A 26,767-nucleotide genomic window follows, 5' to 3' on the forward strand; every position below is an offset into this window, starting at 1 on the left:
CAGAATCCCGCTCACCACTGGACGATGTAGCCCACGTTCAGGCCAACGGCGTAGCCGGTGTCGGTCGCCTCGTTGAAGCCGCTATGCGGGTTTCCGGGAAGGAATGCGTCGGCATATTCGGTCGTCTCCTCCGAGGCGAGATAGGCGATACCGGCGCCGAAGCGGAATTCGCCACCGACCGGCGCCCTGACCCGTCCGCCGAGGGCAAGCGTCCAGGTTTCACCCCGCAGGTCCCAACCGGTGGACACTCCTTCGTCCCAGGTAAGACTTATCTGTCCTGCGAACGTATCGGTGAAAGCATGCACGACGCCGCCGGTCAGGGTCCAGCCGTCCCGCCAGTGGTACTGATCGACTGTGGTACTGAGAGCTGTGGTGACGGACAGGGTATCGAGCACACTCCAATCCGCCCATCTAACCGAACCGAACGCGAGCCAGCCCTCCGCGATACCGGACCGCACATTCAACTCGACGCTCTGCGGCAGGCTGCCCACCGCGGTTGCAGGTAGCGTGACCGAAGGCAGGGGCGCACCGACCAAAGCGCCCGGGACGACCAAGGTGCCGTCGGCGCCGTAGTTGGTGCCCGAACGATACAAGAGCTCGGCGCGCAGCTTGATGTCAGGGATTTCGTAGGCGAGGCCCGCTCGCCAGCCATATTCCTGGCCGTCAAGTTTGAGGGGCGACGAAAAGCCGACAAGGAACGGAATGCCTGTCGCTGTGCCGAGATCGGTCACCCGATTGTATGTTAGTTCTTCGACAAAGCCACCGCCTAATACAGAAAAAACGCCGGACCCAACTGCAAATCGGACGGCGCATGTAGCGCCGAATTCATCAGTATGGAAGTTCTCGCTGACTTTCCCGCTGACGATTTTTGGGGAGTCGTACTCTACGGAGGAGCCGTTGTTCTGCGTGTAGGTGCCGACGCACCGGAAATTATCCGAAATGTTGAATTTAAAACCTACCGAAGGAACGATATATTTTTCATAATAGTTGCTACCGACCAACGCCGGGTTGGCATTCTTCGAATATTCTTGATGCGGGAGGACGACCCTGGCGTCGAACCGTATATTGAAATTGCCGTCTTCGTAGAGAAGATCGATCGGCGCGGTCCCCCGCGAAAAGCCGCCGGCATTTGCCGCGCCAGTCGCCACTATAGAAAGCAAGCCAGCGCAGGCGGCCGTTTTCAGCAGCGCCCCCTTCATTATTGAACTCCCCCTCGGTTCGCATCTGTCGCCAGCTAGAACGAAATCTCGGAGAGCGTGCAACAGCAAAGATTACGCAGAGTTCATCGGTTGAGATTGCTCCGCGCGTCGGCCCGGGCTCGACGGTCGCCACTTGATCGGGATCGGAGCAACAAAGGCTCCCGACCAGAGCTAACCCTTCTCTGAAATATCAAATAAAATAATAACTTAGCATATGACATGGAGCTAATGGAACAGCGACGGAAGGCCTGTTACAAAATGGCAACAATGCGGCCGAAAATGGTGAACGCGCAGCCGCTCGCGCGGCAGCCCGCCTGATTTCTTCATCTTCAGGCACAGCTGCCAGCGCGGCAGGCTCGACACTGATTCACGCCGTATCCCGAACCCTTGAAAGCGCGAGTTGCAGCTTTGCCTGCACCTCCTGGAATTCGGCGAGTTTCTCGCGCTCCGCGGCGACAATCTCCTCCGGCGCGTTGGCGACGAATTTCTCGTTGGAGAGCTTCTTGTGCAACCGTGCGATCTCTTCGGTCGTCTTCGCGACCTCCTTCTGCAGTCGGGCGGCTTCGGCCTGAAGGTCGATTAATTCGCCGAGCGGCAGGCTGAACGTCGCTTCGCCCACGACAATCTGCGCCGACGCTTTCGGAGCTGCGACGGTCTCCGACACCTCGCCGATCCGCGCAAGTCGCCTGATCGCTGCCTCATGCCTGGCAAGCCGAGCCCGCGTCACCGGTCCGGCGCCGACGACGGCGAGTGGCGCGATCGCGGCAACCGGTACGCTCATCTCCGAGCGCACCGAGCGTATTCCCGAGACGAGGTCGATCAGCCAGTTGATTTCGGCGGCCGCTTCCGCATCCTCGAATTCGGGCGCGGGCCATGCCGCATGGCAAAGCAGGCTGGAGCGTTCCTCCTCGCCGGCGGTGTGCGCCCAAAGTTCCTCCGTCATGAATGGCATGAACGGGTGGAGGAGCTTGTAGAGCTCATCGAGCACGTAGGCCGCTACCGCCTGGCTTTCGGCTTTCTCGGCTTCATCCGAGCCGGCAAAGACCGGCTTCAGCAGCTCGAGATACCAGTCGCAGAACTGGTTCCAGACGAAGCGGTAGGCGGCGCCCGCCGCCTCGTTAAACCGGTAGGAGGTGATACCGTCGGTGATCTCCTTGGCCGCCCGCTTCAGCTCGGTGAGGATCCAGCGGTTGATCGTGAGCTGTGCGTCGCCGAGCCAGAACTCGTCATTGCGCTTGACACCGTTCATTTCGGCAAAACGGGTCGCGTTCCAGAGCTTGGTGCCGAAATTCCGGTAGCCGGCGATGCGGGCCGGGTCGAGCTTCACGTCCCTGCCCTGAGCGGCCATTATGGCCAGCGTGAATCGCAGCGCGTCGGCGCCGTATTCGTCGATCAGCTCGAGCGGGTCGATGACGTTGCCTTTCGACTTCGACATCTTGGCGCCGTTCTTGTCGCGTACCAGCGCGTGCATATAGACTGTGTGGAACGGCTCGGTCCCCATGAAATGGATGCCCATCATCATCATGCGGGCGACCCAGAAGAAGATGAGGTCGAAGCCGGTGACGAGCACGTTGGTGGGGTAGTAGGTCTCGAGCTCAGGCGTCTCGTCCGGCCAGCCGAGCGTCGAGAACGGCCATAATGCCGACGAAAACCAGGTATCGAGCACGTCCTCGTCGCGGGTCAGGATCTCGCCCGGCTTGAAGTTTTCGAGCAGGTCCTCGACCAGCGCCTTCATCGGCCCTTCATGGGCGATATAGTGCTGGATCGCCGCGTGCAGCGCCTCCTCCTCAGTCCTCTCGACGAACACCTGGCCGTCGGGTCCGTACCAGGCAGGGATCTGGTGACCCCACCAGAGCTGGCGGGAGATGCACCATGGCTGGATGTTCTCCATCCAGTCGTAATAGGTCTTGTCCCAGTTCTTGGGCACGAACCTGGTTCGGCCCTCCCTGACCGATTCGATCGCGGGTTTGGCAAGCTCGGCCGCCTTGACGTACCACTGGTCGGTGAGGAACGGCTCGATCGGCACGCCGCCGCGGTCGCCATGCGGCACTGCGTGGCGGTGAGGTTCGATTTTGGCCAGGAAGCCGCCTGCCTCCATCATCTCGACGATCTTCCTGCGTGCCTCGAAGCGATCGAGGCCGTGCAAGGCATCGATCGTCGCCTCCAGCTGAGGCGTCGATTGAAGGCCTGCGAGGAAATCGTCGTTATCCCTGAGGTTTAGGGCTGCCTCGACCGTCATCACATTGATGGCAGGCAGCTTGTGGCGCTTGCCGACCTCGAAGTCGTTGAAGTCATGCGCGGGCGTGATCTTGACTGCGCCGGTTCCCTTCTCGGGATCCGAATATTCGTCGGGGACGACTGGGATCCTGCGCCCCACAAGCGGCAGAATCACCTTTTTGCCGATGAGGTGCAGGAAGCGATCATCCTTTGGGTGCACGGCGACGCCGGTATCACCGAGCATTGTCTCCGGACGCGTCGTGGCGACTGTGATGAATGTAGAAGGGTTCTCGGGATCGAAGCTCGCTCCCTCGATCGGATAACGCAGGTGCCAGAGATTGCCGTTCACCTCGACCTGCTCGACTTCGAGATCGGAGATCGCGGTGAGCAGCTTGGGGTCCCAGTTCACAAGGCGCTTGTCCTTGTAGATCAGGTCCTGCTTGTAAAGGGTGACGAACACCTCAATGACGGCTTTCGAAAGCCCCTCATCCATGGTGAAACGCTCGCGCGACCAATCACAGGACGCGCCGAGCCGCTTCAGCTGGTTGAGGATCATGCCGCCCGACTCGGCCTTCCACTCCCAGACTCGGCGGATGAACTCCTCGCGCCCGATTTCACGACGGTGAATCTGCCGCTCCATTAGGCGCCGCTCGACGACCATCTGGGTGGCGATACCGGCATGGTCCATGCCTGGCTGCCAGAGCACGTTCCTGCCGCGCATGCGCTCGAAGCGCGCCAGTATGTCCTGCAGCGTATTGTTGAGCGCATGGCCCATATGCAGGGAGCCGGTGACATTCGGCGGCGGGATGACGATGGTGAAAGGCTCGGCGTCCTCGGCCGCGCCCGCGCCGGCGCGGAAGGCGTCAGCCTCCTCCCACGTCTTGGCAATCTTTGGCTCGACGGCTTTGGCGTCATAGGTCTTGTCAAGCATTCGAAACGGTCCGTGATGTGCCGAGCAGGTCGGTCGTTGGCCTGGATCATAACCGGCCGGCCGGTAGATAGACTAAGAATTGAGCCGACAACGCGTCGCGAAGGCACGCTGTAAACCGGAAGGGTTAGATCAAGTCAACGGGATCGAGCAACCGCATTTGGTGATCCTGGGACACTTTGGCAACCAGCGTCGCGATTCTCGGAGTTCGCTGAGGGGCCCTGAATCAGTCCTGCCAGCGTTCGGAACCGCGATCCCGGGCGGCTCGTGCCAACCTTGGCCGCACATCATCACTCTTAGGGGAAGCGCTTCCTGGCGTCCGCTTTCGCGAGCGTCTTTCCGCCGGCGTCGAGCGCTTCGACTGAGAGCATGTAGGTGTGCGGGGACGGTGGGCATGGGCCGGTATAGTGGAAGGCGCCGTACGGGAAACTGTTCTTCCCGGCATAGCTGATCGTATCGCCGCCATGCGGATAGCCGACGGCATCGAGGTCGGTGAGCTTGAAGCGCAGCTTCTTGGTGCCCTTGGGCACGTCGACGAGTTTCGCCGGGGGCGACTTAGGATCGAAGCATTTCTTGGTCGGCCCCCACTCGAAGGTCAGGCCGAACGCCGAAGCCGTCCCGGTCGAGCCGAACAGGGCAGCGCAAACAATAATCAGCGACTTCAGGGACTTCGACGACACGGCAACCTCCGTCATCATCCTGCCGATGATGACGCCAGGGTCAGCCGATAGTCAATGTTGGTTAGATCCCGCGTGCAACGCGCTCGATCTCCTCGCGCACCAGCCGCTCCACAAGCACCGGCAGATTGTTGTCGAGCCATTCCTGAAGCATCGGTCTCAACATCTGCTCGGCCATTTCGTCGAAGGTCTTGTTGGCGCGCAGCGCGAAGGCTTCGGAGAGCTGCCCGAAAGCAGCGGCCACCTGACGGCTGGCAACCGGCGAGATGATAGGCTTCGCGATCGCCTCCAGGCTCGACGAGAGAGCATCGGTCCTCGGCTGAGGCTCTTCGCGCCTCCAGCCGACTGCCATGGCGCCGGCAGGCTTCTCGGAATTCGACTCCGAGGCCAGGCCTTCGGTCTTCGCCTCGGCCACAGGCTCCTGCGGCAATGCCTTTGACTGCGCTTCCGCGGTCGTTTGCGTCGCAACGGTCGGGACCGGAGCAACTGCCTGCGGTCGCTGAGCTGCGCTTGCGTCCTTGGCAAGCTGCTGCTGCACGTCAGCCAGACTGATCGGCTTTCTGTCGGGCTCGGCAGCCTTCGGCTGCCCCGCCTCTTTTGCCATCTGTGCCTGCACCTCCGACAGCCGGAACGGCTTGGGTGCGAATTCACTCACCGGCATCGGATTGCGCGTGGCGGAAACCGAAGGCGCAGCGGCTGCAGCGGCCGGACGCCTGTCGGCGCCAGCCTCGGCAACTCGCCCGAGCTCGGCTCGGAACGTCTCGATCTCGGTCTTGGCCGGCATCTCAGGTTCCACGACAGAGCGCGGCACCTGCTCCTCCGGTTGCTTGCGGGCATTGTCACTATCTTCGATGATCCGGCGGATAGACGCCAGGATCTCTTCCATCGAAGGTTCGCGCTGAGCGCTGCTTGCTTGAGCCATCGTCACATCCGCCGCCCTTGTGACCTTGTTTATGTCGCGCCTTCCCCTGGCCGCGCGACGAATCATCTAGCCAAGCGTAACCGACTGTCGTGAGAGAGAGAATCCCTCATCCGAAGGCTGGGCCGATTTCAACAGGGACGATCGGAACTGACGACCCATATGTGGCCGGCAAGCAACGCGCTGCCCGATGCACCGGTGTCGCCGAGATGAAATGAACGGACGCCGGCGCACGAGGCCAAAGCGAAGCACCACGGCAGCGAAAAACGCTGCCGCGCTTTTCGGTCAAACCCAATGGCACAAACAAACAAAGATCGAGCGGCGTAGAGCGCGCGCCTCGGCTCAGCGACCGTCCGGGGTGCGCAGGCCGAACCACTTGTCCTTGACGGCGTTGTAGTGCTCTTTGGGATTGTACTCGGCCACTGCGAGCCCAAGCCGGCCTGCCGAAAGATGACCGATGGCCGAAAGGATCGCATAGCTCGCCACGACCACGTCGTGCTCGGAGCTGACAAGGTTAATCTGTGCAGTGATCACATCCGCTTGCGCGTTGAGCACGTCGAGCGTAGTGCGCTGGCCGACCTTGCGCTCCTCGATGACACCAGCAAGTGCAAGCTGCGTCGCTGCGACCTGATCGCGATTGGCCGACACGTTCTGCTGTGCAGCTGTAAACTGCGACCAGGCCGAGACGACCGCCGCGCGAACCTGATCGCGTGTCACGTCGACCTCGATGCGCGCCTGGCCGAGCGTTTCTTTCGACTGCCGCACCGTCGCGGCGACGCGGCCACCCTGATAGAGGGGCACTGTCAATGACAACCCCGCCGAGGCCGAATTGACCGTACCGTCCGCCGACGAACCAGCTGGGGTGTCAAGGCGGTAATTGCTCGCCACGTTTGCCGTGGCTGAAAGTTGCGGAAAAAGCGCGCCCTCCGATGCCTTGACGACGAAGCCGGCTGCGTCGACCAGGTGCAGGGTGGCGAGGATTGCGGGATGTTCGGCGGCGGCGATCGCGAAGGCCGAGTCGATTCCCTTCGGCAGGCCCTTCGCTGGCCCGGGCGAGGCAAGCTTGCCCGGCTCTTCACCAATGACCTGGTGATACGTCGCAGCGCTGGTCTGCGCCGTCGCGCGCGCCAAGGCAAGCTGCGCGATCGCCAGGGAGCGGCTCGCTTCCGCCTGGGCGACGTCGGTGCGTGTACCCTCGCCCACCTCGAAGCGCGAGCGCGCGGCTCGCACCTGCTCCTGCAAAAATTCGAGGTTGCGTTCGCGCAATACCGCGATCTGACGATCGCGAATCACGTCCATATAGGCGCTCGCCGCGCTGAACAGCGTATTCTGCTCGGTATTGCGCAGGCTTTCGTCGGCAGCGCGCACGCGCGCCTCGGCCGCCTGCGTATTGTTCCTGGTCTGAAGTCCGTCGAACAGCGTCTGCGATATCTGGATACCGAACGATGCGGCGGTTTCGCGGTTGCCGCCGGATAAGAATGCCGCGTTTGGATTGCGACTGCTGGGATAGAGGTGGCTGTAGGTATAGTCGAGGCTCCCCACACCTTGGATGATCGGGCGATAGCCTGATTTGGCTATCGCCACGTTCTCATCGGTCACGCGCACGCCGGCGCGGGCCGAGTTCATCGCGGAGTTATGGGTGTAGGCTTTGGCCAGCGCCCCGCCGATCGTCTCAGCCGAAGCAGGAACGGCCAGGAACACGGCCGCAGAGGCAAGGAACACAGCAGCTGCGCTGTTACGCAATGTCGACACGTGACCCCTCATCCGTCTCAAAGAGCCCCCAGTGACAGTTATCCCGATTCGGGACAATACCCCCCGTGCCGGATCCCCATGGACAATTTTGCCTCAACTTCCGGCCGGAAGCAAACCTCCCACAACATGGCCACGCATGACACGAATGATCAAGTGAGACGTGCTTAGAATTCGAACGAAGGCGTACTTTCGAAGCCGGGTAGTGGCTTTACTGCCGCATTAAAGGCCCTTCGACCGGTGATCGAACCGCCGGTTTTGAGATAAAGCCGGGCAATACCCGCGTTTCCGCGACCCTCGATCACCACCAGGCGGCCCTCCTCACCGAGCTGGGAGAAGAGCGATTCGGGCAGTCTCCCGACCGCGCCCTCGACGATGATCACGTCATACGGAGCGCCTGCAGCATAGCCTTCATCCAGCTGGCCGACGATCACGGTGACATTGCCGCCCCCGGTTTCGGCCAGCGCGGCCTTCGCGCGCTCGGCAAGCGCCGGGTCGCTTTCGAGCGCGATAACGGAACCGGCAAGCCGCGACAGCACGGCGGACGAGTAGCCGGTACCCGCGCCGATATCGAGGACGCGGTCGGCCGGCGTGATCGCGGCAAGCTGCAAAAGCTTCGCGAACGGCGAGGGCTCCATCAGGTAGCGCGACGGCGCTATCTCGATATCCTCGTCGATATAAGCGAGCGGCCGGCGCTTCTCATCGACGAAAGCTTCCCGCGGCACGGCAAGCATCGCGTCCAGGACGGCTGTGTCTGTGACGTCGGTGGTGCGCAACTGCCCATCGATCATCTTCGTCCTGAGTTCGGAGAAATCGGCGTTCATGTCCGGTCGGCCCCTGCTAAAGAAGACATTTAGCCTGCAGAGGCGGCGGCAAATTCGGAAGGAGGTGGAGGCCTCGCCCGGAATCGAACCGGGGTGCAAGGATTTGCAGTCCTCTGCGTAACCACTCCGCCACGAGGCCCCGCCGCTGCCGGCGTTCTAGGCGGCTTCAATAGGTTAGCCCCGGATTCGCGTCAAGGCGGCGTTGTGCGTTCTCCAAATTTCTGAATGACCGTTCCGGATCCGGTTCCGGGCCTGAGACTAGCGGGAATATTTGTCGGCCCTGCGCTTGCCGAGCAGCAGCTTGCGCTCGAGATGAGCCTTGAGGTCGTCGTAATAGGCAATCAGGAAGGGGCGCACCTCCCCCTGCTTCTTGCCCGTCCAGCCGATCTTTGCCTGGATCGTCGCCGCCACCGTCTGCAGGGCAGCCTCGTTGCCGCCGCGCAGCACTTCCTCCAATTTGTGCAACTCCGCGATGCCATAAGCCTCGAGCTGATCTGAGGTGAAGCGAAATGCCTTGGCAGCCGCGGTGCGCTGATTGGCGAGGCTACCGGCCAGAACGCGTTTCGGCGCCTCGACGATCCAGGTGCCGGCCAGAAGATCGCCGATCCGCAGACGGTCGCGATTGAAGAAGGGGAAAACGCTGAACAGCAGCGCCCAGGCCATTCCGAAAATCGACGTCAGCGTGTCGGCGATCCCGAGTTCGGCGCGCGCCGCCAGCATCGAAAGCGGCAGGAAAACCTCGATCTCGCGCATCAGGTTGCGGGCGATGACCTGATCGACCGACAGCCCGCTGCCATCACGGGATATGACGCGCAGGCCGATGATCCGTTTCCCCGGGGTCGCGGCGCGCCGACCTGCCTCGAAGGCAGTGAAATAGACGTTACGCAGGAAGAAAATCAGGATGAGCCAGGCGATAACGAGCGGCTCCGCGAAATTGAAACCGAGCGCGCCCAGCCCGAGCAGAGTGATGATCGTCGCCGCGACCGCAGCCGCCACCAGGATGACCATATCGAGCAGGAAAGCGGCCGCGCGGCTGCCAGCCTCGCCCAATCTCACCTGCAGATCCACGCCTTCCGGCGTCACCAGCGAACGCACAGTGGATGATGCTCGTAGACGCCGTCTAGCTTTCGCCATGCGCCACCATCTGCACCAGATAAAAATAGGCCAGCCAGAATGCGAGCATGCCGCCGCCGATCGCATAACGCGTGACATCGCCCGTAATCGTCTGCCGCCCTATACCTTCCAGCACGCCTGCGAAGAGCAGCATCACCGTGACGCCGACCATGGCGCTTGCCGCGACGCGGCCAGCTCGCGCGGCTGCTGCCATTCGCGTCAGGTCTCCGGGGAACGCGATCCGGGTGCCGATGCGCATTCCGGCCGCGCCGGCGAGCATGATGGCGAAAAGCTCGGTCGTTCCGTGGATCGCCAGCCAGCCGCCGAGCTCGATGCCCAGTCCCTTGGATGAATAGACCTGCAGGAGAGCGCCCAGCATGCAGCCATTCAACAGGACGAGCAGCACGGTCGGAACGGTCAGCGCAAAGCCGAGCGCGAAAGCAAGGATCGCAACCTGGACGTTGTGCGTGAAAAGATACGCGGCAAAACCTGAGAGAAACCCGCTGCCGCCATCGTAAAGCATGGTGCGCAGGACCTCGGCCGAGGCATCGGGACCGCGCCCTCCGGCCAGGCTCGGCGGAATAATTGCGTCGAACCAACTCTTGTCGGCAGCTACCAGCCGAAAGCCCGCAATCGCGCCGACCGTCATCAGCGCGAACGACACAAGCGTCTCGCGCCAGAGGTCACGCACCGCCGCCGGCCAGTCATGCAGGAAGAAGGACGCGATCCGCGGAGCCAGCCCGCGGCGCGTGCCGTACAGGTAGAGATATCCGCGCAGGCAGAGCGACTCGAGATAGGCGATCAGCGCGTTGTCGAGCGAGGTTGCTCGCGCCACCGACAGCGAGGAGAGTGCCGATCTGTAGAGCATCGGCAGCGACAGCAGCTCTTCTTCCGCAAGTGCCTTGGGCGAGCGCTTCTCGACGCGGTCGAGAAGCGCCTCGAATGCCTTCCAGCCCGCTTCGCGATCGGAACGGAAGCTGGCAAGCGATTGACGCAGCGAATGCTCCTGCACTGTCTCATGCTCGCGCGCTGCCTCGTTCACAGAAGGTCGTCCCGTTTGAACTGCAGATAGCGCTCGACCAGACTGGGCCCCAGCTGCCGATAGTCGCTTTCGATCACGTGGGCCCCAAGCAGTTTGAGCTTGCCGATCACCACTTGACGCTCGCGCAACAGCTTGCCGGCAACGACGGCACGCGCCACATCTTCGGGGCTCCTTGGCCGCTCGTCGGCCAGGCTTTCCAGCTCGACGTCCCTCATCAGTACAAACAGCACCAGATGCCGCTCCGTTATCCGGCCGACGGTGCGCAGCATCAGCTCGGCGCTGATCGTATCGGCAAAGTCGGTGAAGATTACGACCAGCGAGCGCCGGTCGAGCTTCGAGCCCAACGTCGTCAGCGCAAGCGTGAAATTGGCCTCTTCCGTGGAATACTCGATCTCGGCCGCCCGCTTCTGGATCTCGGCGAAGCTCCCGGCACCGCGCACCGAGCCGCTGGCCACTCGCGGCCGCGCATCGAAGCTGAACAGGCTGACCAGATCACCGCCTCTCAGCGCAACGAAGGCCGAAAGCAGCGCCGCCGTCACGGCCCGGTCAACTTTCGGGATGCCGTCGACCGGTTCGCACATCAGGCGCCCACTGTCGATCGCCAGAACGATATTGTTGTTCTGTTCAATGCGGAACTCGCGCGCAAGCAGCTTGCCATGACATGCGCTGCGCTTCCAGTCGATCATCCGGCGCCCCATGCCGGGCTGATAATCCTTCAGCGATTCGAATTCGCGGCCCTGGCCCGCGCGCCTTTGCGCCTGTCCTTCCTGGATCGCCTCGCGCTGCAGGAACGAAATAGCCGCATCGCGGACACTGCTGACGTCGGGCAGGATGGCGACTATGCCGCCCGTGGGGATAGTCGTCTGCTTCCATACGAGCCCGAACGGGCCGCGCCAGCGCACCCAAACTCGATCGAACGTCGCCAGTCCGCGGCGCAAGGCTCGAAAATTCACAGCGAGCGCCCCGCTTCCGCCGGCAAGCGCCAGTTTCCCACCGGCAACCTCCACCGGCGCAACACGCTGGTCATGGCCGATGCGCGCCTCGACCACGGTCGGAGCCTCACCAGCGAAGCGTGCATCGACCGTGACCGCAAATTGCCCGCCGACGCCTGCCTGCGGCGCCGCCTGGAGCCTCGCCGTCAGCGCGGTCAGTCCTGGCCCCGTGGTCGCGTCCACACCCAGAAAAGCAAGCAGCAGGCAGATCCACATCAGGCCGAGATACCAGGCCGACGGCAGCGCCAGAGCGATCAGAAATGCCGGCACGGCTCCGGCCGCGGCTGCCCATACTGCTCGGCCGCTCGGGTAGATCAACGCGGTGCTTCCGTCTGATCGACCAGGTCGGCGACGATCTCCTCGACCTGTCGTCCGTCGATCTGTGCTGCCGCCGAGAGGATCACGCGGTGACGGAGTGCTGAGACGGCGAGCGCCTTGACGTCGTCCGGGATGACGTAGGCGCGTCCGTCGAGTGCCGCGCGCGCCCGTGCCGCGCGCGCCAGCATCACGCCGGCGCGCGGACTTGCCCCGACCTCGAGCTCGGGGCTTGCGCGCGTGCGGCGCACCAGCGCGGCCACATAGTCCACTACCTCGTCGACCAGCGTGACCGATCCGACGGCCGCAATCGCCGCCTCCAGCGAGGCGCGGTCGATCTGCGGCTCGATGTCGTAACCGTCGAACTCATGCGTCGGCGTGCCGCTGGCATGCCGTGCGATGATTGCTCGCTCTTCCTCGACGGATGGATAGGTGACCCGGTGCTTGAACAGGAAACGGTCGAGCTGCGCCTCAGGCAGCGGGTAAACACCCTGGTGCTCGATCGGATTTTGTGTTGCCACGACCATGAAGTGGCTGCCGAGCGAATACGTCGTGCCGTCGAAGGTGACCGCGTGCTCCTGCATGGCTTCAAGTAGCGCGGCCTGAGTCTTCGGCGGCGTGCGGTTGATCTCGTCGGCAAGCAGCAGATCGCAGAAGATCGGGCCGCGCGTCAGCGTGAACTGGCCTGTCTGGAAGTTGTAGATATTCGCGCCCACGATATCGCCGGGCATCAGATCGGGCGTGAACTGGATGCGACCATAGGCGACGCCAAGCGCCTGCGCAAAGCAGCGTGCGATCATCGTCTTCGCGGTTCCGGGCGGGCCCTCGAGCAATATATGCCCACCGGCAAAAAGCGCGGTCAGCATCAGGTCGATCGTATCGGCCTGTCCGGTGATCGCCTTGCCGACCTCGCTCCTGATCCGCGCTGCTGCGGCTTTTACGTCATCGATTTTCACCGAGCCTCCTCGCAATCCATTCGTGCAATTGCTGTGCCGTCTGCTGCATGTCGTATTCACCCGTCGCCGCAGCGGCGGCCCGCAGTCTCCTGCTAAAACCTCCGGGCTCGCTCTTGTCACGGGAATCGAGCCACCCATCGAGCGCCTCGCCATTGAGAGATTGGGGTGCGCCGAGCAGCGTAGCCGCACGGCTCCGCATGAGCGCCGAATAGTGGCCGCCGAGCCCTCCCAGATACCCGGCACGGCGCAGCAGCGTCGTGGTTGTATCGACAAGGCCCTGCTTGCCGAACGGGATGGCGCGTTGTTCCGGCTGCGGCGATCCGAAGCGGACGAGGCCATGCAGGAACGCCAGTGCCGCAGCGACCAGGACAGTGAGCGTGAGAGCCAGGAATGGCGGCTCGACCAGCAGCCTGGCCAGATCATGCGTGCGCCCCGCACCATGCAGCGTGAGATCGAACAGCACCGGCTCATCGGCCGCGCGCAGCGAATTGATCAGGTCAAGCGCCGCCGCGGCCTTCTGCGGATCCTTCAGCGCGGCGTTGTTGAGGAAATCGGGATCGGCGAGCACGTAATGCGCCTTGTCCCGACCCGCGACCAGCACACCCTCCCCCGGACCTGCTGCGATCACACGCGAAGACGACTCGATCCACTGCAGTTGCGGCGGAACGGCAACGCCATGGCCGGCGATGACGACCGTACCGACCTTGCTCTCGCCGGTTCCGAGACGCTGCTTCGCAATCCGGTCGAGCAGGCGATCTATCTCGCCCGGCGGCAAGCGCCCGAGCTTCATTTCCCAACCCTGGTGCGTCGGGGACGGGATCGTCTGCCATTTGGGCAGGATGAAGAGCGTGGTCCGGAACTGCCTGTGCTCCAGCAGATGGTCGAGCGCGGCGGCATCGCTGTCGGGCGATAGCGTGACGATCAGCGTCGCCGGGCTGTCGATGTCCTCATCGCTGCGTGCCATTCGCGGCGGCTCGCCTGTGAGTTGCATCAGCTCTGCCAAGCCGGCAAAGCCGATACCGCTCTTCGAAAGCGGCGTCGCGCCGCCCTTGGCTCCGAGGCGAAAATCCGGGGCATGGGTAGACAGTAGGAAGAAGGCCGCCGCCGCGAGCAGGCTGGCAAGGATCCCCGCCAACAGCGTCCTGCGGTTGAACGGCTGTTCGGCCGCGGGCGAATCGGATGCCACGGTCATGCCCATGAATCCGAGAAGGCGAACCTCTCATAGGCACGGCGGGCCTCCTTCCAGCCTTCGGATCCGACCGGCCGACGCGCGAACAGCCCTGCCTCGACGACGCGAGCGATTTCCCCGAAGGCGCTGCGTGCACGCGGCGGCACTGACTGATGGCCCGCGATATCGCGTGCCGTCAGCGAAGGCCGCAGGAAATCGGGCATGCGGGTGACGATGTCGGCAACGCTGCGGCGCAGAAGCAGATGGACAGCCTCTTCATACCGGCCTTCGGCAGCCAGCGCATCGGCCTCCGCGATCAGGATCTGCGCCTGTGCCCCGTCGGGGCGCCACATCTCCTCGGCCTCGGGCGATGCCCGCCCGCCTTGCCACGGAACGCGCCAGGCGACGCCTTTCAGCTCGAGCAAGATCAGTAGCGCGATGATCAAGCCGCCGATGATCACAGCCCCCCAAAACAAATAGATCGTGTAGGGCGCGAGCCAAGACAGGAATTCGCTGAGTGGGCGCAGCCATTCGGGCGGCTTGGGAGGCAGGAACGCCGGCAGATCGAACTGGATCGTGTCGTCCGCCAGCAGCTGCCGGTGCGCCTCGGCGAACCGCATGGCGGCCGACGTCATGGACTGACCAGCTTCTGCTGCGTTTGCGTTCATTTACCCCTCGCCCAATTCGAGACTGACGGTGTAATGGATCAAATGCAAGTGGAGAGACTGTTAACTCATGCTCAAGTTGTCTGGACGGCGGCAGTGAACCTTGGCAAGTTGAAGCTGGGTTTTTAGTGCTGGTCAGCACAATGGAGGGGCAAGCTATGGCAGTCGCAACTTCGCAGATCGGAAGCAGGTTCGAGATCGGCAAGGTGTTCGGAACCACCTTCGCGGTCATCGGCCGCAACATCGGCCTCTGGATCGGACTGGCCGTGATCTTCTCGGGTATTCCGACACTGATTCTTCAATTTCTGATTTGGAATCGATTGAACGGCATCGCGGCCACCGATCCAAACACGCTTCAGGCGGATCCAGGCATGATCGGCAGCACAGTACTCTTCGGCGTGATCGGCGGATTGATCTCCATCGTTCTGGCCGCATTGCTCCAGTCCGCCTTGATCCGAGCGACCATCGAGGACCTGAGTGACAGGTCTCCGTCGATCGGCGATTGCATCTCCACCGCTCTTTCAGTTCTCCTGCCGGCAATCGGAATCGGTCTGCTGGCAGGCATAGGCGTGGTGATAGGTTTCGCGCTGCTCATCGTGCCCGGAATCATACTTTTTCTGCGTTGGAGCCTGGCAGTCCCGGTGTTGGTGCAGGAACGGCAAGGTGTTCTCGGCAGCATGGGCCGGAGCTCAGCGCTGACCAAAGGCAGCCGTTGGGCCTTGTTCGGCCTTTTCCTAATCCTCGTCATAGCGGCGATCATCATCCAATGGGTGTTCGGCATGATCGTGCCGGTGCTCGGCTCAGTGCTGGGCCTTGTCGTAGCGGCGCTGGTCCAGAGCATCCTTTCCATGGTGTTCTCCACCGCCAGCGCCGTAAGCTATGTCGAGCTGCGCCAGGTCAAGGAAGGCACGAGCGTTCAGGAACTGGCCAAGATATTCTCGTAAGTGCTGTCTTACGCGAGACTCTGGAGCGCCGGGTCGGCATGCCGGTGCCGGCGCGGCCCACACGCTCGGCCTCTAGAGCATCGGACCGAAAAGTGCGTAGCGGTTTTCGGACGAATCCGATGCTTAAACAAAGAGATAGAGCGGCGTGGCGGTTCAATTTAAACGCACGCCGCTCTAGATCTGATACCCGACTGGATTTCGGTGCTAGGCTACCTGGATGATCTGAATCTTTAGTTCGTTCTCCACGGATCGGGCACGCGCGGCCAGATCGGCCGCGTCAGCTTCCGGTAATTGGTAGCGCGGGGGTTGCTCGGATAGGAGCTTGGCGCCGAGACATAGATTACTTCGGCCGCGATCGGCGCAAAGCCGGCATAGAAGTGGTTGGTCGATTTGATGAGAAGGATGTCCTTCGCCAGCGGATCGACGCCGAGATTGGAGAAGATGTCAGGCTCGAAGGTCTGGGTCCTATTGGTGTTCAGGATTATGTCGATCTCGGTGCCTTCGATGCGTACCAGCGCCGCCGGCCCCAGTGTCACCCGGCTCGGCCCGAAACTCTGCCACCCCTCTTCGACGGCACGTACGACGCGCACCGTCGCGTCGATCGGCTCGCCGGCCTGCGGTCCCGCCTTGCCGCCGAAACGAAGCTCGATCACAGCGCCCTCGCCCGCCGCATGACAGAACGTCACTGCGATCGGGTCCCATATCGTGGCAACCCCGAGCTTCTTCACCCCTCGCTCGAGCATGTTCCTGAGCACGATCGTGCCGTCACCTGCCACGCCGCCGCCGGGATTGTCCCACACGTCGGCGATCACGGCCGGCTTGGCGTGGTTTTCGGCGCGCGCCGCGAGCGCACGCGCGATGCCCTCGTCGGCCGTGAGCATCTCCATGGCGAGCGAATCGCGCATCGCGTAGAGCTCGCGGCCGAGCTGCTCGGCCAGCGCATCGCCCTTGGCCTTGTCGCCGTCGGTGAGGACCATGATGCGTGTGCCCATCTCCGGCACGTCGGCCGCCATGAAGCCGTGGATGACAGAGACGGAAAGCACGCCGTCCCTGCCTTGCAGGGCCTTGATGCGATCGACGAAGGAGCGCATCGGCTCGCGGCTCGTCGGCAGCACCTGGATCATCCGGCAGTCGAAGGTCGAAATGACCGGCTTGATTTCCCCTCGCGCCGCCTTCAGCCCGAGATGAACGACATGCTCGCCGCGCTCGTAGAAATCCGTATGCGGGAATTCGAGGAAGGCGGCGAGGATATCCGCCGCCGCGACCCGCTTCGGCGTCAGGTGGCTGTGCGGATCGAGCTCCGCCGCGACCGTGACATCTGGCCCGACGATCTCGCGCGCACGCGCCAGAAGGTCGCCCTCGCAATCGTCATAACCCTGCGCGACCATGGCGCCGTGCAGGCCAAGGATCACGGCATCCACGGGAAGCGCCGCACGGAGCTGGGACAGGATCTCGTCGCGCAGCCCCTCATATGCCGCGCGTTGCAGCAAGCCGCCGGGCTCGGCCCAGGCGGCAGTGCCTTCGATGATCGTCAGCCCGTCGCCCGACGCGCGACGGCGCAGCGCCACGATCGGCGAGGAGCACAGCGTCGGCGTCTCCGGATGCTTGCCCGGCCCAGCATAGAAGGCCGCCTCGAACGAAGCGCGGTCGGTCGGCACTGGCGAGAAGGTGTTCGTCTCGGTAGCCAGCGAGGCGGTGAAGATGCGCATTGGGAAGACCCGATCTTTTCAACAGTGCTGCACTATGGCCCGCCCACCACCTGCGGCAAACGCGGTGGAGAGGGGCCTGCGCACGTCACTTGGCAGGCGCGTAGGCCACTGCCTCGATCTCGACCTTGATGTCGAGCATCAGCCGAGATTCGACGGTGGTGCGCGCCGGCGGCTTCTTGGAAAAATAGGAAGCATATACCTTGTTCATGCCCGAGAAATCGCGGGCATCCTCGATCCACACGGTGGTCTTCACCACGTCGTCCATGGTCGCGCCGGCGAGCGCCAGGGCTGCCTTGACGTTGTCGAGCACCTGCCTCGTCTGGGCCTCGATGCCGCCTTCGACCATGGTGCCGTCCGCGCGGGCTGGCACCTGGCCCGAGACGTAGACGAAGTCCCCTGCCCTGACCGCCGGCGACAGCGGCACATGCGAGGTTCCGAACACCTGTTTGCGTGACATTCCCTAACTCCTGTTATTTGACGGCACCCAGCGCAAGGCCTCTCACGAGATAGCGCTGCAGCCAGGTGAATAGAATCGCGACGGGCAAGGTAGCAAGCAGCGTCGCGGCCATCACATGATGCCACTCGATCGTGTAGCGGCCGGCGACCAGCGAGAAAACCTGGATCGGCAGCGTGTAGCTTGCCTGGCTGCGCAGCATGGTCAGCGCCACGACGAACTCATTCCAGGCATTGATGAAGGTGAAGATCGCCGTGACCGCGATCGCCGGCAGGCAGAGCGGCAGGAACACCTTGCGCAAAGTGAGCCAGCGGCCGGCGCCCTCCATCCACGCCGCCTCCTCGAGATCGCGCGCGATCGTGTCGAAATAGCTCTGTAGCATCCACACGGTGAACGCGACGTTGAAGGCCATGTATACGAAGCCAACCGCCGTCGTGCTCTCGATCAGTCCCCAGGCAGCCATCAGCCGAAATAGCCCCAGCACCAGGACAATCGGCGAGATCATCTGCGAGATCAGCAGGAACTGGCGGAATGCGCTGTAGCCCGCGAAGCGGAAACGCGACATCGCGTATGCGGCCGGGATCGAGACAAGGATCGCGCCGACCGTCGCGAGCCCCGAGACGTATATCGAGTTGAGAAGCGCCCTGCCGAAGCCGGTCGCCACCCACATGTCGGAGAAATTCGACCAGCGGAACTCGCTCGGCCACCAGGTCGGTGAGAGCACCTCCGTGCGCGGCTTCACAGCCGTCAGGAACATCACGGCGAAGGGAAACAGCGTGACGATGATCAGCGGCGCGAGCAGCAGCCAGGCGATGATCGAACGCTTCAGCTTGGCGTCGCGGCTCCTCATGCGCGGCTCTCCCGCATGGCGAGCCGCACATAGATCATGGTAAAGATCAACAGGATCACGAACATCACCAGCGACACTGCGGATGCCTCTCCCAATTTGCCGATGCGGAAAGCGAGCTTGTAGAGGTGCGTGACAAGAATATCGGTCGAATTCGCGGGACCGCCCTGCGTCATCACCCAGATGATCGGGAAGGAGTTGAACACGTAGATCGTGTTCAGGACGATCGCGATATTGATGAACGGCTTCAGGAGCGGAAAGGTGATTTCACGGAACTGCTGGAACGCAGTCGCACCCTCAAGTGCCGCGGCCTCATAGAGATCGTCGGGAATGGACGACAGCCCGCCCAGGAAGATCGTCGTGGTGAACGGCACCGTCACCAGGATCCCGATCGCAATCTGCATCGGGAAAGCGGTGGTGGCGCTCGCCAGCCACTGAATGTTCTGGCTGATGATGCCGAGCCCCATCAGCGCCGAGTTGAGCATGCCGCTCTCGCCGTTCAGCGCCCAGCGCCAGACGACGGCCGTCATGGTGAGCGACACGGCCCATGGCAGCATGATGATGACGCGGGCGACGCCGCGACCGTAGAAATCCGTGTTGAGGATCAGCGCCACAGGGATCGAGAGGAGCAGCGCGCCGCCGACCACCGCGACCGTCCAGAACCCCGTCCGCCAGAGCGCCGCGATGAAATCGGGATCATTGATGAGGGCGTAGAAATTGGCGAAGTCGTTGAAGCCGCGAAGCTGGCCGAAGCGGTTGACGTCATGCATCGAGATCTGGATCAGGTCCCAGACCGGCCAGAAGATCACCACCGCCGCCAGAAACAGGCTCGGCAAGGTGAGGAGATAGGGCAGCGTGCGGCTATGCATCGGCGCTGGAAATCAAGAGCCTCGACAGAAGGTAGCAGATAACTTTCGACGTTGGCGCTGCCCCTCATCGCCCTGCCGGGCACTTCTCCCCGTAAACGGGGAGAAGGAGGCCGGCCGATTTGCCGGCGCCCCTTCTGCGACGCCGCCGATTGGCGAAATCATCGAAGGGAGCGTCTCTCTCCCCGCCTGCGGGGAGAGATGCCCGGCAGGGCAGTGAGGGGCAGCGCCAACTACTGAAGTTTAGCGCACAAACTAGCGGCGCGCCCCGCAACCGAAGCGCGCCGCCGCAAATCTCACTTCCCGAGCACCTTGTTCGCCTTGGCGGCCGCGTCCTTCAAGGTCGGCTCGATCTCATCCGGCTTGCCGAGATAGATCTTCTGCATGGCGTCGGAGGTGATCTGCGCGATCTCCTCCCAGCCAGGGATGACCGGCGCGAAGCGAGCGTCGGGGAGCAGGCTCGTGAAGGCGGCGAGGTCGGCGTTGTTGACATAGTAGTCCATCTTGGCCTCCTCCTTGTTCACCGGCAGGAAGCCCTCGCCCTGGGTGAACTTGGCCCGCTGCTCGGTGGTGAACAGGAAATCGAGCAGTTTCCAGGCGTCTTCCTTGTTCTTGGAGTTCTTGAACATGATGATGGAGTCGGTCACACCATAGGTGCCGCGTGCGCCGGTCGGGCCGGCCGGAATTGCCGCCACGCCATATTTCAGCTTCGGCGCCTCTTCCTTGATCTGGTTGGACAGGAACGGCGCGGTGATCATCATGCCGATCTTGCCTTGCTTGAAGAGGTTCTGCACGTCCTCGCGGTTGAGCGAGGTCACGCCTGGCTCGGTGAGCCCCTCGTCGATCATCGACTTGTAGAGCTTGGCAGCTTCCAGCGCGCCCGGCGTCGAAAGCCCGGAGGTGCCGTCCTTGTTCAGGATCTCGGTGCCGAACGACCACATTGCATAATAATAATAGACGTCGGTCTCGATCTCCTTGCCCTGCAAGCCGAAGCCGAAGGCATCGTTGCCGAGCGCCTTGATCTTGGCTGCGTCATCCTTGAGCTCGGCCCAGGTCTTCGGCGGCTCCTTGATGCCGGCCTTCTCCAGCAGTTCCTTGTTGTAATACATGGCGCGCGCCGAGGCCGCGATCGGCAGGCCGTAGGTCTTGCCATCCATGATCGACGGCGACAGGAACGTGTCGATGAAGCGGCCCTTGAAGTCGGGCGTCATATAGCTGTCGAGCGGCTCGGCTACGTCCTGCTGGACGAAGTCGATCAGCCAGCGCGTGCCGATGATGGAGAGGTCCGCATTGGTGCCGGCGCCGATATCGGTGGTGAGCTTCTGGAGCAGCACGTCCCACGGCACGATCTCGTACTTGATCGTGATGCCGGGGTTCTTCGCCTCGAATTCCTTCTTCACCTGTTCAAAATAGGGCCCGGTCTTGGAGCTGTATTCGGCGACCGTGACGCGCACTTCGCCGGCATCGGCCTGAGCGGCGAGCGCGAGCATTCCGACGCCGGCCATCAGGCCGACGGTCCATTTCGCAAGATTCATTTCAAGTCTCCCATTTGTTTGCGCTTTGCACGCTTCCCATGCCGGAGCCGGCACAGACTGATGTGACTTTCCTACATTATCGGCTATTCTTTGGCGATCAAGTAGATTATTCTGTTGCTAAATTACATTTTCCGGCGTAGCCCAGATCAAAAAAATCCGGAGGCTGGAACATGGCTGCAGCAGGCGATTTCGAGGGCAGAAGCGTTGTCATCACCGGAGCCGGCGGCGGCCTCGGTACCGCCCTGGTTTCGCTGTTTGCCGAGCGTGGCGCGCGCGTCGTTGGCTGCGACCAGTCCATGGAGGCGCTGAAGAGCGCAGGTATCGCCTCGCGCCACGTCTTCGACCTTCTCGACAAAGCTTCTATCGAAACGGCCGCTCAGACGATCCTGGACAAGGATGGCGTGCCGGACGTGCTCATCAACAATGCCGGCTGGACACGCGCCGAAACCCTGGCCGGGCTCACGCCGGAAGCGATCGAGCGTGAGCTCGACCTCAACCTTGCCGGCGTGATGAGCTTCGCCGATCCTCTGGTGAAGGCCATGAGCCGCCGCGGCTCCGGCAGCGTCGTCTTCATCTCATCGGTCAACGCGCTCGCGCATTTCGGCAATCCGGCCTATGCCGCGGCGAAGGCCGGCATCAATGCCTATGCGAAATCGATCGCGGTGGAGCTCGGCCGGAGCGGCGTGCGCGCCAATGTCGTCGCGCCCGGCTCGATCCGCACCGCGGCGTGGGACCACCGCCTCGCCAGGGATCCGAAAATCATGGACCGGCTGAAGGGCCTTTATCCGCTCGGTCGCATCGTGAACGCCTCGGAAGTGGCCGAGGCGGTCGCCTTCCTCGCCTCCGAGCGCGCCTCCGGGATCACCGGCGTCGTGCTGCCGGTCGATGCCGGGGTGACCGCCGGCTACCTGCCCTTCATCGACGATATTCTGGGAGGATAGCGAAACATGACCGACGTCTCCTTCCGCAACCTTTCGAAATCCTTCGGCCATCACCGCATCCTGGAGGACATCAACCTCGACATCGCGACCGGCGAATTCGTGGTTCTGGTCGGGCCGTCCGGCTGCGGAAAATCGACCCTTCTGCGCATGCTCGCGGGTCTGGAGACGATCACCTCGGGCGACCTCGTCATCGGCGGCGTGCGGGCCAACGAGCTACCGCCGCAGCGGCGCAACATCGCCATGGTCTTCCAGTCCTATGCGCTGTTCCCGCACCTGAAGGCATCGGAAAACATCGGCTTCGGCCCGCGCATCCGCGGCGAGACAGGAGCTCAGGTCGACGAGAAGGTGAAGAAGGCCTCCGGCATCCTCAATCTTTACTCCTATCTCGATCGCTTCCCGCGCCAGCTTTCCGGCGGCCAGCGCCAGCGCGTCGCCATGGGCCGCGCCATCGTGCGCGAGCCCTCGGTCTTCCTGTTCGACGAGCCGCTGTCGAATCTCGACGCGCAGCTTCGAGTGCAGATGCGCACCGAGATCAAGGCGCTGCACCAGCGCCTCAAATCGACGGTGGTCTACGTCACCCACGACCAGATCGAGGCGATGACGATGGCCGATCGCATCGTGGTCATGAACCAGGGCCAGATCCAGCAGGTCGGCGCGCCGCTCGACCTCTATGATCACCCGGCCAACAAATTCGTGGCCGGCTTCATCGGCTCGCCCTCGATGAGCTTCGTCTCGGGCGCCCTCAACGCGACGCCGGCAGCGACATATTTCCAAACCACCGATGGCGGCCGCCTGCCCCTGCCCCGCAAGGATGCGCTGCAGGCCAGCACCATCGAGGCCGGCATCAGGCCCGAGCATTTCGTCATCGGCAATTCGGATAACGGCATGACGATCAAGGTCGATGTCGTCGAGCCGACCGGCTCCGAGACGCATGTCTACGGCTCGGTCGGCAGCGACACGGTGCGCGCTGTCTTCCGCGAACGCATCAAGGTGAAATCCGGCGACCAGCTTCCCGTGACTGTCGCACCTGAGAATATTCACCTGTTTGACAAGGTGACGGGGTTGCCGGTGTAAAAGCTGTTGATGTCTGTGCTCTGCGTTCCCCCCCTCTGTCCTGCCGGACATCTCCCCCGCAAGGGGAGAGATTGGCTGTCATCCTGGGTTTCGCCAATCGCCAACGTTGACAGTTGGCGAAATCAAATCGGCCGTCCAATCTCCCCCCTTGCGGGGGAGATGTCCGGCAGGACAGAGGGGGGCGCGACAGCGCGCGACCTCCACAAGCAGTTGGCCTGCGCCCCGCCATGAAAACCCCCGCCGACATCATCACGCGCCTCCAAATGGTAGCGCAGGACGGGACCAAGTCGGACCGGCGGCTGGCAAGCCTCGTTCTTTCCGATCCGGATTTCGTGTCGAAGGCGGCGATCTCCGATATCGCCGCGCGCATCGGGGTTTCCGAGCCGACCGTCACCCGCTTCTGCCGCAATCTCGGCTGCGAAGGCCTGCGCGACTTCAAATTCTATCTCGCGCAGGCGCTAGCTATCGGCGGTCCGTATCTGTCGCCGGAGCCCGTTTCCCGCGACGCCCGCGAGCAGCGCATTGCCTCGGCGATCACCGGAGCCGCGATCGCTGCCATCGAGCGCGTCGCGGAAAACCTCGACATGACGACCCTTGTCGCCGTCGCGAACCGCATCGCCGCATCGCAGAACGTGCTGTGCATCGGCTCGGGCGGCATCTCCTCGATGATGGCCACGGAAATGCAGAACCGGCTCTTCCGGCTGGGGCTCTCCGCGGTCGCGCAAGTCGATGGCCAGCTGCAGCGCATGTATGCGGCCGTCGCCGCGCCGGACACGACCCTTATCGCCTTTTCGGTCTCCGGCTTCGCACGCTCGGTCGTCGAAGCGGTTGAGGTCGCCGGCCAATATGGCGCAGCGACCGTCGCGATCACCGCGCCCGATTCCGCGCTCGCCAAGGCAGCCAAGACCGTCATCCATTTCCAGCCCCTCGAGGACGGCAATGTCTACAAGCCCACCTCGTCGCGCTTCGCCTTGCTTGCCATCGTCGACATGATTGCCACCGCGACCGCCGAGGCGCGCGGCCCGAAGGTCCTCGAGAATCTGAGGCGCATCAAGCAAAGCGTGAACATGCTCAAGGTCGACAACCCACGCCTGCCGATAGGGGATTGAAAATGAACGCCCGCCCGAGAACTGTCGACGAGATCGACACACCCGCCGTCCTGATCGATCTCGACCGCGCGCTCGCCAACATCGCTCGCGCCCAGGCCCATGCCGACGCGGCGGAAGTGAAGCTTCGCCCGCACATCAAGACGCACAAGCTGCCCTTTTTCGCGCGAAAGCAGGTGGAGGCCGGCGCGGTCGGCATCACCTGCCAGAAGATCGGCGAGGCCGAGGTGATGGCCGACGCCGGCCTCGTCGACATCTTCCTTCCCTACAATATTCTCGGCCGCCAGAAGCTCGCACGCCTGAAGGCCCTGCACGACCGCGTGACGCTCTCCGTCACCGCCGATAGCGCGACCACGCTCGCGGGCCTCGCCGAGACCTTCGCCGACAAGCGCCGGCCGCTCAAGGTACTGATTGAGTGCGACACCGGCGGCGGCCGCTGCGGCGTGCAGGATGCCGAGGAGGCGCTGGCGCTCGCCCGACAGATCGCGGGAGCGCAGGGCCTCGCCTTCGGCGGCCTGATGACCTATCCCGCAGCCGGCCATCCGGCAGAGGCAGAGGAGCGGCTGGTTACGATTCGCGACCGGCTTGCAGGCGATGGCCTCGCCTGCGAAATCGTCACCAGCGGCGGCACGCCGGATATGTGGCGCAACCCCGACCGGCGCATCGTCACCGAATACCGTCCTGGCACCTACATCTACATGGACCGCTACCAGGTCGGCAAAGGCGCTACCGCCTATCACGACTGCGCACTGACTGTGCTCGCCACCGTGGTCAGCCACCCCACCCCGACCCGCGCCATCCTCGACTCCGGCTCCAAGGCCCTCTCCTCCGATACGCTGGGCCTACCCGACCACGGCGAGCTTGTCGGCGTGCCCGGCGCGCGCGTGACGGCGCTTTCCGAGGAACACGCCAAAGTCGAGCTTTCCGGCGACGGCCGCCTGAAGATCGGCGAACGCGTCCGCGTGCTGCCGGACCATGCCTGCGTTGTCACCAACCTGTTCGACGAAGTGCATCTGATTTCGGGCGAGCGCGTGGTCGACATCCTGCCGGTGGCGGCTCGGGGAAGGATGGGGTGAGGTGGCGATTGGCGTGGCGGCCCTACGGCGCGGCCCCTCTGTCCTACCGGACATCTCCCCCCAAAAAGGGGGAGATCGGACGGCCGCTTTGATTTCGCCAACCTTCGATGCCGATCGGCGAAACCCTCAGAGACAGCCAATCTCCCCCCTTGTGGGGGAGATGTCCGGCAGGACAGAGGGGGTCGCGAAAGGTGCCGCCTTCCAAATTAAATGCAACTGAAGCAACCGACACCCATGACCCAAAACCCCTTCCCCACCGACCCTGACCGCGCCTTCATCTGGGAAATGCTGATGACGCGCGATTTCGAAGCCTTCGTTGCCCAGGACTGGGGCATGATCGCGGGCGATTTCGACGAGACGCGCTTCCTCGGCATCCACGCGCACAACTCGCCCAACCAGGACGACTGGGACGCCGCCTTCCCCACCCTGGCAGCCTATCGCGACGAGTGGCTGCGCCAGGCGGCCGAATCCGCCAAGGTCGAATATGCCGAGCCGCTGATGCCCGCGCTGCTCAATGCAGTCGCGCTCGACCGCATCGACATCAACGGCAATGTCGCGGTCGCGCACAAGAAGTTCGACGGCAAGGTGAAGCGTGCCGACGGCGGCGCCGACACGCTCAATTGGCAGACGCTCTATTTCTGCCGCAATGACGGCGACCGCTGGAGAATCACGGGGTTCGTCGGATACATGAAGTATAGATGAGGGCAATAGGGCAATAAGGCAGTAGGGCAATAAGAAAGAGAAGCAGCGGCTGCTGCCCACGGTATCCCTTGCCCCCTATTGCCCTATTGCCCTACTGCCTTATTGCCCTACTCCCCACCGGATTCGCCATGTCCAAAGCCGTTTCCACATTCGCCCTAGTCGCGGTCCTGACCGCTGCGCTTGCCGCGCTGAGTTTTTTCGTCGCCCAGAAGGGATATTCCGAAGGTGCGACAGGGATCGCCCGGCTCGAAGGCCTCGCCAGCGCAACGACATTCATTCCCCTCGCAGCACTCTACTTCTTCTCGGGTCTGCTGCTGATGATCCTTCCGATGCGAGCGGCGAGCTTCGTGCTGGTCAACGCGACCGACACGCTGTTCTGGACCACCATCGTGCTGCTTGCCACGATCGTGGGCGTGCTGGTGGCGAGAGTGGCGTTCGGCCAGACCGGCGCGTTGCGCGCGCTCCTGGACTGGCGGTTCGTCTTCGCAATCGCGGTGATCGGCTGCCACTTCATCTTGGACGAGCTCCGCCGAAACATTCTCCTGAGATCGATCGCCTTTGCAGCCTTCATCGCGGCAACGCTGGTCTGCCTCTATTGGACGTTGCGGTTCTAGGCTGCTTGGTCGACCGTGAACTATTGCGATTTCACGTTGATACGAGGCGAAGCTGAGTGCTGAAGGCAGCCAGCATCAGGCACAGCAAAAGGCTGAGCCATCGTATGAGGCGTCGGAAATTGTAGCCGGCTGCGG

The 26,767-nt window shown here is 63.0% G+C and carries 24 protein-coding genes, 1 tRNA gene and 1 pseudogene; 8 read left to right on the top strand and 18 right to left on the bottom strand.

What is annotated here, in order from left to right:
* Positions 1-11 precede the first annotated feature (11 nt).
* From SAZ10_RS19715 to SAZ10_RS19775, 13 genes are all read right to left on the bottom strand, one after another.
* Positions 12-1,199, bottom strand: coding sequence for an outer membrane protein transport protein (locus SAZ10_RS19715; protein WP_318611054.1), 1,188 nt, complete (start codon positions 1,197-1,199; stop codon positions 12-14).
* A gap of 367 nt (positions 1,200-1,566) precedes the next feature.
* A complete protein-coding gene (locus SAZ10_RS19720) occupies positions 1,567-4,347 on the bottom strand; it encodes a valine--tRNA ligase (RefSeq protein ID WP_318611055.1) in 2,781 nt (926 codons plus the stop codon).
* 293 nt (positions 4,348-4,640) lie between these two features.
* Positions 4,641-5,024, bottom strand: coding sequence for a YbhB/YbcL family Raf kinase inhibitor-like protein (locus SAZ10_RS19725; protein ID WP_318611056.1), 384 nt, complete (start codon positions 5,022-5,024; stop codon positions 4,641-4,643).
* Positions 5,025-5,085: 61 nt separating this feature from the next.
* On the bottom strand, positions 5,086-5,943 hold the full coding sequence (locus tag SAZ10_RS19730) for a PopZ family protein (RefSeq protein ID WP_318611057.1): 858 nt from the start codon (positions 5,941-5,943) through the stop codon (positions 5,086-5,088).
* Positions 5,944-6,282: 339 nt separating this feature from the next.
* Positions 6,283-7,692, bottom strand: coding sequence for a TolC family outer membrane protein (locus SAZ10_RS19735; RefSeq protein ID WP_412535249.1), 1,410 nt, complete (start codon positions 7,690-7,692; stop codon positions 6,283-6,285).
* Between the two features lie 164 nt (positions 7,693-7,856).
* A complete protein-coding gene (locus tag SAZ10_RS19740) occupies positions 7,857-8,513 on the bottom strand; it encodes a protein-L-isoaspartate O-methyltransferase (protein ID WP_318611058.1) in 657 nt (218 codons plus the stop codon).
* Positions 8,514-8,578: 65 nt separating this feature from the next.
* A tRNA-Cys gene (locus tag SAZ10_RS19745) sits at positions 8,579-8,652 on the bottom strand.
* 119 nt (positions 8,653-8,771) lie between these two features.
* Positions 8,772-9,608: an RDD family protein gene (locus SAZ10_RS19750; RefSeq protein ID WP_318611059.1), complete on the bottom strand. Its 837-nt coding sequence runs from the start codon at positions 9,606-9,608 to the stop codon at positions 8,772-8,774.
* 25 nt (positions 9,609-9,633) lie between these two features.
* Positions 9,634-10,668: a stage II sporulation protein M gene (locus tag SAZ10_RS19755; protein ID WP_318611060.1), complete on the bottom strand. Its 1,035-nt coding sequence runs from the start codon at positions 10,666-10,668 to the stop codon at positions 9,634-9,636.
* Positions 10,665-11,978, bottom strand: coding sequence for a DUF58 domain-containing protein (locus SAZ10_RS19760; RefSeq protein ID WP_318611061.1), 1,314 nt, complete (start codon positions 11,976-11,978; stop codon positions 10,665-10,667). The genes SAZ10_RS19755 and SAZ10_RS19760 overlap by 4 nt, the downstream gene beginning before the upstream one ends.
* Positions 11,975-12,931 carry a MoxR family ATPase gene (locus tag SAZ10_RS19765; RefSeq protein ID WP_318611062.1) on the bottom strand — a complete coding sequence of 319 codons (957 nt, stop codon included), beginning with the start codon at positions 12,929-12,931 and terminating at the stop codon, positions 11,975-11,977. Before SAZ10_RS19765 ends, SAZ10_RS19760 begins: the two co-directional genes overlap by 4 nt.
* Positions 12,918-14,123, bottom strand: a complete 1,206-nt coding sequence (locus SAZ10_RS19770; protein ID WP_318611063.1) for a DUF4350 domain-containing protein — start codon at positions 14,121-14,123, stop codon at positions 12,918-12,920. The genes SAZ10_RS19765 and SAZ10_RS19770 overlap by 14 nt, the downstream gene beginning before the upstream one ends.
* A complete protein-coding gene (locus SAZ10_RS19775; protein WP_318611064.1) occupies positions 14,120-14,767 on the bottom strand; it encodes a DUF4129 domain-containing protein in 648 nt (215 codons plus the stop codon). Before SAZ10_RS19775 ends, SAZ10_RS19770 begins: the two co-directional genes overlap by 4 nt.
* A gap of 155 nt (positions 14,768-14,922) precedes the next feature.
* Between SAZ10_RS19775 and SAZ10_RS19780 the strand changes: the two genes are divergently transcribed.
* Together SAZ10_RS19780 and SAZ10_RS33635 are read left to right on the top strand one after the other, a co-directional pair.
* Positions 14,923-15,708: a hypothetical protein gene (locus SAZ10_RS19780; protein ID WP_318611065.1), complete on the top strand. Its 786-nt coding sequence runs from the start codon at positions 14,923-14,925 to the stop codon at positions 15,706-15,708.
* Between the two features lie 174 nt (positions 15,709-15,882).
* A pseudogene (locus SAZ10_RS33635) lies at positions 15,883-15,942 on the top strand (DUF1232 domain-containing protein); the annotation flags it as partial.
* Here SAZ10_RS33635 and SAZ10_RS19785 read toward each other — a convergent pair.
* From SAZ10_RS19785 to SAZ10_RS19805, 5 genes are all read right to left on the bottom strand, one after another.
* Complete coding sequence (locus tag SAZ10_RS19785; protein WP_318611066.1) at positions 15,939-17,417, bottom strand: M81 family metallopeptidase; 1,479 nt, start codon at positions 17,415-17,417, stop codon at positions 15,939-15,941. The pseudogene SAZ10_RS33635 and the gene SAZ10_RS19785 sit on opposite strands and share 4 nt — an antisense overlap.
* Before the next feature lie 85 nt (positions 17,418-17,502).
* A complete protein-coding gene (locus SAZ10_RS19790; RefSeq protein WP_318611067.1) occupies positions 17,503-17,874 on the bottom strand; it encodes a RidA family protein in 372 nt (123 codons plus the stop codon).
* Between the two features lie 13 nt (positions 17,875-17,887).
* The gene (locus SAZ10_RS19795) at positions 17,888-18,721 is read right to left on the bottom strand and encodes a carbohydrate ABC transporter permease (protein WP_318611068.1); all 834 of its coding nucleotides are present in this window, start codon (positions 18,719-18,721) and stop codon (positions 17,888-17,890) included.
* Positions 18,718-19,587 carry a sugar ABC transporter permease gene (locus SAZ10_RS19800; RefSeq protein WP_318611069.1) on the bottom strand — a complete coding sequence of 290 codons (870 nt, stop codon included), beginning with the start codon at positions 19,585-19,587 and terminating at the stop codon, positions 18,718-18,720. The genes SAZ10_RS19795 and SAZ10_RS19800 overlap by 4 nt, the downstream gene beginning before the upstream one ends.
* 293 nt (positions 19,588-19,880) lie before the next feature.
* Positions 19,881-21,119, bottom strand: coding sequence for a sugar ABC transporter substrate-binding protein (locus SAZ10_RS19805; protein ID WP_318611070.1), 1,239 nt, complete (start codon positions 21,117-21,119; stop codon positions 19,881-19,883).
* Positions 21,120-21,289: 170 nt separating this feature from the next.
* Between SAZ10_RS19805 and SAZ10_RS19810 the strand changes: the two genes are divergently transcribed.
* From SAZ10_RS19810 to SAZ10_RS19835, 6 genes are all read left to right on the top strand, one after another.
* Positions 21,290-22,060, top strand: coding sequence for an SDR family NAD(P)-dependent oxidoreductase (locus SAZ10_RS19810; protein ID WP_318611071.1), 771 nt, complete (start codon positions 21,290-21,292; stop codon positions 22,058-22,060).
* Between the two features lie 6 nt (positions 22,061-22,066).
* Positions 22,067-23,134 carry a sn-glycerol-3-phosphate ABC transporter ATP-binding protein UgpC gene (locus SAZ10_RS19815; RefSeq protein ID WP_318611072.1) on the top strand — a complete coding sequence of 356 codons (1,068 nt, stop codon included), beginning with the start codon at positions 22,067-22,069 and terminating at the stop codon, positions 23,132-23,134.
* Positions 23,135-23,361: 227 nt separating this feature from the next.
* Positions 23,362-24,243, top strand: a complete 882-nt coding sequence (locus SAZ10_RS19820) for a MurR/RpiR family transcriptional regulator (protein ID WP_318611073.1) — start codon at positions 23,362-23,364, stop codon at positions 24,241-24,243.
* A gap of 2 nt (positions 24,244-24,245) precedes the next feature.
* Positions 24,246-25,316 carry a D-TA family PLP-dependent enzyme gene (locus SAZ10_RS19825; protein WP_318611074.1) on the top strand — a complete coding sequence of 357 codons (1,071 nt, stop codon included), beginning with the start codon at positions 24,246-24,248 and terminating at the stop codon, positions 25,314-25,316.
* A 234-nt stretch (positions 25,317-25,550) separates the two neighbouring features.
* Complete coding sequence (locus tag SAZ10_RS19830) at positions 25,551-26,018, top strand: hypothetical protein (protein ID WP_318611075.1); 468 nt, start codon at positions 25,551-25,553, stop codon at positions 26,016-26,018.
* A gap of 128 nt (positions 26,019-26,146) precedes the next feature.
* Positions 26,147-26,632 (top strand): hypothetical protein, encoded by a 486-nt coding sequence (locus tag SAZ10_RS19835; RefSeq protein WP_318611076.1) that lies wholly within the window; start codon positions 26,147-26,149, stop codon positions 26,630-26,632.
* Positions 26,633-26,767: the final 135 nt, after the last annotated feature.

The sequence above is a fragment of the Mesorhizobium sp. BAC0120 genome (assembly GCF_033542235.1).
Classification (GTDB): Bacteria; Pseudomonadota; Alphaproteobacteria; order Rhizobiales; family Rhizobiaceae; genus JAWRCU01.